The organism is Enterobacter cloacae complex sp. P14RS (genome assembly GCF_014895895.1).
Lineage (GTDB): Bacteria > Pseudomonadota > Gammaproteobacteria > Enterobacterales > Enterobacteriaceae > Enterobacter > Enterobacter bugandensis.
On the sequence record NZ_JADBQM010000037.1, the window covers coordinates 1 to 5,754 of the forward strand.

The 5,754-nt window shown below is 43.1% G+C and carries 9 protein-coding genes; 7 read left to right on the forward strand and 2 right to left on the reverse strand.

Annotated elements, in window-relative coordinates:
* Positions 1-117: 117 nt before the first annotated feature.
* Together IM295_RS23190 and IM295_RS22810 are read right to left on the reverse strand one after the other, a co-directional pair.
* Positions 118-273 carry a hypothetical protein gene (locus IM295_RS23190; RefSeq protein WP_226859539.1) on the reverse strand — a complete coding sequence of 52 codons (156 nt, stop codon included), beginning with the start codon at positions 271-273 and terminating at the stop codon, positions 118-120.
* Positions 274-393: 120 nt separating this feature from the next.
* Complete coding sequence (locus tag IM295_RS22810; RefSeq protein ID WP_226859540.1) at positions 394-1,014, reverse strand: hypothetical protein; 621 nt, start codon at positions 1,012-1,014, stop codon at positions 394-396.
* A 337-nt stretch (positions 1,015-1,351) separates the two neighbouring features.
* On the opposite strand from IM295_RS22810, the gene IM295_RS22815 reads away from it, so the two are divergent.
* The 7 genes from IM295_RS22815 to IM295_RS22845 all read left to right on the forward strand — a co-directional run bounded on the left by IM295_RS22815 (position 1,352) and on the right by IM295_RS22845 (position 5,353).
* The gene (locus tag IM295_RS22815; protein ID WP_193067357.1) at positions 1,352-1,936 is read left to right on the forward strand and encodes a hypothetical protein; all 585 of its coding nucleotides are present in this window, start codon (positions 1,352-1,354) and stop codon (positions 1,934-1,936) included.
* A gap of 64 nt (positions 1,937-2,000) precedes the next feature.
* The gene (locus IM295_RS22820; protein ID WP_063155620.1) at positions 2,001-2,345 is read left to right on the forward strand and encodes a phage holin family protein; all 345 of its coding nucleotides are present in this window, start codon (positions 2,001-2,003) and stop codon (positions 2,343-2,345) included.
* A complete protein-coding gene (locus IM295_RS22825; protein WP_193067358.1) occupies positions 2,332-2,559 on the forward strand; it encodes a hypothetical protein in 228 nt (75 codons plus the stop codon). Before IM295_RS22820 ends, IM295_RS22825 begins: the two co-directional genes overlap by 14 nt.
* On the forward strand, positions 2,544-3,794 hold the full coding sequence (locus IM295_RS22830) for a DUF3383 family protein (protein ID WP_193067359.1): 1,251 nt from the start codon (positions 2,544-2,546) through the stop codon (positions 3,792-3,794). The genes IM295_RS22825 and IM295_RS22830 overlap by 16 nt, the downstream gene beginning before the upstream one ends.
* Before the next feature lie 6 nt (positions 3,795-3,800).
* Positions 3,801-4,205, forward strand: coding sequence for a hypothetical protein (locus IM295_RS22835; protein WP_058646518.1), 405 nt, complete (start codon positions 3,801-3,803; stop codon positions 4,203-4,205).
* Between the two features lie 55 nt (positions 4,206-4,260).
* Complete coding sequence (locus IM295_RS22840) at positions 4,261-4,971, forward strand: hypothetical protein (protein WP_193067360.1); 711 nt, start codon at positions 4,261-4,263, stop codon at positions 4,969-4,971.
* A gap of 1 nt (position 4,972) precedes the next feature.
* Positions 4,973-5,353 carry a hypothetical protein gene (locus IM295_RS22845; protein ID WP_193067361.1) on the forward strand — a complete coding sequence of 127 codons (381 nt, stop codon included), beginning with the start codon at positions 4,973-4,975 and terminating at the stop codon, positions 5,351-5,353.
* Positions 5,354-5,754: the final 401 nt, after the last annotated feature.

A 5,754-nucleotide genomic window follows, 5' to 3' on the forward strand; every position in this document is an offset into this window, starting at 1 on the left:
ATCTTATTTTTGTTGAAACATGAGAGCGCGTGACTGTATCGAAATTATTATCGACAGAAAGGTGTAGCATCGGTGTAGAGTTAAAAAATTGCATAATACGAAAAATTATATTTTTATTCATTGTAAGTAATCCATTATTTTTTTGCTGATATCTAGACCTAATTCAATTTCAAGCCAAACCCATTGTCCGTTTGCATTCACTTCTAGATAGTACCATTCCCCCCCGCTAACTATAAAGTCAAAACAACCAAACTTTAAGTCTAGTTTTTTCATGAGAAGCAATGATTTTTCTTTGATGTGAGTAGGTATGTCAATGATGTCATAATCTATATGATTATTGTTTTTTCTCCAGTCTAATTTGTTTCTTGAAGAAATTTTTACAGGATAGAAATGTTAATCGATGATGGTAATACGGACTTCATAATCCTTCTCTTGAAAATTTTGGAAATAGCAAGGTGAGTATTTTAACGTTTTAGTGCTTTTGCTAAAGTCAACGAAATTGGTTTGGACGAATTCTTTTTTATTTTCATGTTCAATTATACCAGATGATAATGGCTTTACTATCGGTGTAGTCAGTTCATCAATCACATTGTCTATGCAGTTTGTTATTAATGGTTTTGGGATTTTAAAGCCCAAACTTAATGCGGTACGTAACTGAAAAATTTTATTGTCAGCCTTTCGTAGGACTGATGGTTTTGTCAGGCATGTTCCACTAAATGCCTCGGTTATACCGTCTGTGAAAGCAAACACCTCTCTGTAAATATGTGGGTGGTACATTTTTTTAATAAAATCAGGCAGCGTCTCAGGAGTAGGTTTCCTATAGTAAATTGATGAGCAATTTTCCTCTGAAAGAGTTAATCCTTCATTATTTTTTAGGCTAAAGCAATTTTTACCATATGATATTTCATATTCTGAAAGTTGATCTATGTTGAATCTATAGAATTTGCCAGGACCATGCTTCTGGGAAATATAGTCTATCGTTTTGTCAAAGCTAGAACTTATGGCCAGTATCATTCAAACCTCCCAATGTTTTGTTAATATTATAAAAGGCTAGTATACGTTGCAAATCATTATCACTCTCTACACTACTGATACACTTTCTATATGTAGTGAGCATCATGATCTAAAGGGTGGTTGTAAAACGAAGGGTTGCAAAACCCGACACTTTATGCCATATTTAAGGCCAATTTTGATAAGTTGCCACAGTTACATAACCCCGCCATCAGCGGGTTTTTTTACAGCTAAAATTCAGGAAAGCACATTACGCCGTCCAACTAACCTGGGGTGGTTTGTTGGGTAGTGTGCTCCCCTGATGTTCTGGTAAAATACTCCCTTTCCTAAGGGGGATTTTATGGCTTGGATGGGTATACCTTTTCCGCTCGACTTCATCAAAGACGCTCAATCTCTGGTTATAGAGAAATTACCAGAGCTCACTTTAAATGCCCCATTCTCATGGGAAACAATAATCAGCTCATTTGTTGCGGGTGCTATACCTGCATGGGTGGGATGGAGAGCCATTAAAAATACTTATCAGTTAGCAGTGCTGCAAAATAAGCAAACGGACAAAAAAGAATTAGCTGAGAAGCTACGCATTGCAGCACTGGAGTATGTCTCCTCGATTGATGCTGTCGCTCAAAAAACACGGGATTTCATTGATTCTGGTGATGTTCTTGAGTACAAAACACACGGCGTTTATCCTCCATATCTTATGGAGGCTCTAGATAAAGCTCAGCGAAATGAAAGGAACCTTCTTTTATTGATAAGGCCTGATTATAAAGGAATAGCCTTCCTGGAACGAATCACGGAAGTAAACAACGCTGTGAAACCTTATGTAACGCTAAATGGAATTGATCCTGAAACGCCTAGAAAGATGAAAAAGGTAGTTGATGATTTCATCTACGCTTTTCATGTGTATATGGATGAATACGGGAAATAAAAACTTAGTTACTAACCTAACCGCCTAACGGCGGTTTTTTTATGCCTGCAATTTGGGAGGAATCATGCAGAACTACACCCCGCCAGGGGGCTGGGGTCCGGTACTTCATTTTTTACATGAGAACAGGCTGGCATTGCAGGGCGCCTTGACTGCGTTCTTTATAGCCTTGCTTTTCTCATTGTGGGACGGGGTAGCCTGGCGCCGCTCATTCACTGCTGGGTTTATCTGCGGATTCGTCGCACTGGCAGTGGTGAGTTTTTTTGAACAGCTGGGAGTATCAGACATGGACTGGTCTTTCGTTATTGGTGCCGCTGTCGGTGGTGCTGGTGTAGACCGCTGCCGTTCTCTGATTAACGCGGCTGTTACGTTATTTGCAAGTAAGAAAGGTATCAACGATGACCAAAGATGAAATTATTAATGGTCTGCTGGATCGTGAAGCGGGTTCCGCTACGTCAGCAATCCCCGAAATCTCAGCACGCACTTTCAGTCTGGCATCCAGCCGCGCTGGCAAGCCGACATTCATCTTTTTGTGGATCACGAAGTCAGCAGCAAGGTTTTACGCGCTGCAGGATTCTCCATCGAACATTACACAGAGGAGTAAGGCCACATGGCGTACTCAGTAGACAATATTATTCCGGTCAACGTAATTATCGGAGCGGCGGGCCTGGGGTACGCCGATTTCACAACGGCTTTTGTTTTTGCCGATGCGTCAGACCTCCCAAAAGACGAGCCAGCCATTCTGACTGAAGGCGGCGAAAAGCTGGAGACCGAAAAGGGAGAAGCTATCCTGCCGGAAATGGTGCCCGTAACGGCGCGGGGAGAAGATTTTCCGGTAGATACTTTCCGCGACTATTCAGGCGCAGCGGATATCGGAAAAGATTTCGGCACGGAGTCAGAAATTTATCTGATCGCCACCCGTTATTTTGCGCAAATTCCCCGACCTTCATCGCTCACCGTCTGGATGAAAAATCCTGAGGATGAAAGCCTGATCGCCACGGTGAATAAAGCGAACGAAGCCGCCTGGCGTTACAACTACTTTTTCAAAACTGAAGATTTCAGTGATGAAAATTTGCTGGTGCTGAGTGACTGGAGCGACACGACCGATCACCCTGTCTGGTACACCAACACGGATGATGAAGTGATCGACCAGAGCGAGACTAACGATATTGTTTCTCGCCTGGCGAAAAAGGGTAACCGTCACATGCTGGTGGGCTGGCGGGCTCCCGAAGCGATGGAGGTGGACCCGTCACAGGCTCACTCAATGGTCCAGGTAGCCGCCACGTTCGCTAAATTCCGTCCTAACGGCCTCAACACGGCTATTACGGCAGAGTATCAGGTTTTACCTGGTATCGACGGCGACGAGCTTACTACGAGCCATTACAACGCGCTGAAGGCTAAAAAGGCGGTGTTCTTCACTCCGGTTGAGCTGGCGGGCCAGAAAGATAGCTGTCGAGTGATCAACAGCCTTTCAATGTCCTCTTACGGGGAATTCATTGATGACGTGATTAATATCGACGTGCTGAAAAATCACCTTCAGGTTGATGGCTATAACCACATCGCCAACGTCGGCACGAAGCGGCCCTTAACGCCACGCGGTTATGAAAGTCTGCTTAATGTCCTGACCGATACTCTCAAGCGCTTCTACAACAACGGCGTGCTGGGAGAGGGAACCTATACCGATGAACAGACGGGTGAAGAGAAAACCGCAAAATTCGGTTACGTCATTCTGTCTAAGGCTGAAGACGTTCTCTCCCTCACCAAAGCGCAGCGCAAAAAGCGCGAATTCCCGCCAACAAAAATCCTCGTCATTCTGTCGCGTGCAGGGCATGTGGCAGAGCTGAACGTAACAGTGGAGTAACGGACTATGGCAATGAAGAACTACGGCGCCAGCCACGCTGACCTCATTATCAACGGGCTTCCGATTGACGAGTTCGGGGATACTGACCCGCCGATCACCATTGAGGATATCGACCCTCGCGCCACCCTGAAACGCGGTATCGGTAAAACCTCCGTTCGCCTGGACGGGCCGACACGACCTAAACGTTTATCGGTGAGTTTGATCCCTGGCTGCGATCAGGTCCGTCAGCTCTTGGCGCTTGAGAAGTCGGGCGTGGATTTTTTCTTTACCTTCCGGCAGCGCGGCACCGATGAAACCGTTGAAGCGTTTGATGGGGTAATGACCCAGCGCGGCGGGCTGGGGCGTGGCGGTAAGCAGAGCGCCAGCGACGAAACGTTTACCTTCGAGTTTGCGGATAGTGAGGAAACCTAGTTGTCATAACTTACTGAATTCTAGATACTATCTCTTTCTTTGAGGGAGATAGTATATGTTAAACAACAATCCATTTGATAAAGATCTTCTACAGGCAATTAATGACTGGCAAATAGATTATAATCGAAAAAGAGCAGCGGCTTTGAAAGAAAAAGCTAAAGGCTTGCCTTTGAAATATAAAACTTGCACCCATGCCTGTTATAGGAAAATAGAACTTAACAAAAAGGGGGTTTTCTCCTTAGTTGGAAAGGCAAAGTTAAAAGAGAAAATATCATCTTGGAGTTCGTCTGAAGAAGTTGTAAAAGTATTCAAGCGAGGAGTGACACTAAAAAATGATGAGCAATCTTTCATTGTAAGTTATAAACCGACCGCATCCGAAGTTATTATTAATCTTGAAGTGGTATATCAATGCCCATTGTTTCATTCTGCATTGAAGCAACATCAATCTTCTATAAAAAACTATAATAGAGGTATTGGTGCTTATGGTGCAGGGCAAAAAGAAATAGTTTTGGAAGTTGAGTTTATTACACGTGATAACATCTATATGATGGGAGGGCGATCATCAGACATTAATATGATTTTTGCTAATCAAGTTATCGGCTGGTTACCTGATGGCTCTACAATTGCCGTATATGATGACTGTAAGTCATTTTGTATTTTCAAATGGATTGACCCAGCGCAAACAGTTAGTGCGTTAGATAGAACGTTGCAGCTTTCAGGTCAGATCATTCCATATAATGTATTTTCTAAAGGATACGGTTTATAAAATGGCACGTAAAATAGAGATTGAGATTAATAACGAAGTTTATGTTGGTGACACTTCGCCAGCACGGGATCAAGTAGAGATGTTGAGCATTGCAACTCAAAACGGTTTACTCCCCTACCTTACAAAAAACGTCAAAGACATGACGATCGTTTCCGGTATCGCTGGGTTAAACACTATGACCTTCGAGCGGCTTAAAGAATTGGTTATTCGTAAAGGTGAATTCAAACGTGCTTCGGATAATGTTCCGTTGAGTGAAAATCTTTTTCAGGATCAGGTTCATTTCTTCCTTTTACTTTTGGGGCGTGCGCTTGCTGAGAATGTTGGCCCTTTCTGGAATCTCAGCAGCGACGAAAACACCGACGAACCGAAAGAAGCACAGTAACGCGGGTTGACTGGTTTTTATGGCGTCCTTGTACGGGTATGGGGCAGCTTTGCCCGCCCCTTGCTAAGTGGAGTGATATGACTGACGGCACCTATAGCCTTGAGGAAATTCAGTTGATGCACGATGCTATGGACGACATTTACGATGCTGCTGAGAAAGCAAAATCTTAGTTTAACCACTCGTTTAGTAAGTGTTTAGGATTGGGCTGATAATTCAAGAGACAATATTCTTTTTCATGGAGGATATATGTCTTTTAAAGCGTCGCTAAAAAATATCGTATCTACTTTATTTCTTATTGCTGTTCTTCTTTTTTGTTTGTTTTTAGTGTCTCTGCTGTTCAAAGATTTATATACAGATAAAATAAACGGCAATATTGAATTTATCCTTGTTATTCTGTTTTT

Bases quoted from the DNA above. Each gene is read 5' to 3' on its own strand.
- IM295_RS23190 (WP_226859539.1), bottom strand. From the start codon at position 273: ATGAAAAAACTAGACTTAAAGTTTGGTTGTTTTGACTTTATAGTTAGC.
- IM295_RS22810 (WP_226859540.1), bottom strand. From the start codon at position 1,014: ATGATACTGGCCATAAGTTCTAGCTTTGACAAAACGATAGACTATATT.
- IM295_RS22815 (WP_193067357.1), top strand. From the start codon at position 1,352: ATGGCTTGGATGGGTATACCTTTTCCGCTCGACTTCATCAAAGACGCT.
- IM295_RS22820 (WP_063155620.1), top strand. From the start codon at position 2,001: ATGCAGAACTACACCCCGCCAGGGGGCTGGGGTCCGGTACTTCATTTT.
- IM295_RS22825 (WP_193067358.1), top strand. From the start codon at position 2,332: ATGACCAAAGATGAAATTATTAATGGTCTGCTGGATCGTGAAGCGGGT.
- IM295_RS22830 (WP_193067359.1), top strand. From the start codon at position 2,544: ATGGCGTACTCAGTAGACAATATTATTCCGGTCAACGTAATTATCGGA.
- IM295_RS22835 (WP_058646518.1), top strand. From the start codon at position 3,801: ATGGCAATGAAGAACTACGGCGCCAGCCACGCTGACCTCATTATCAAC.
- IM295_RS22840 (WP_193067360.1), top strand. From the start codon at position 4,261: ATGTTAAACAACAATCCATTTGATAAAGATCTTCTACAGGCAATTAAT.
- IM295_RS22845 (WP_193067361.1), top strand. From the start codon at position 4,973: ATGGCACGTAAAATAGAGATTGAGATTAATAACGAAGTTTATGTTGGT.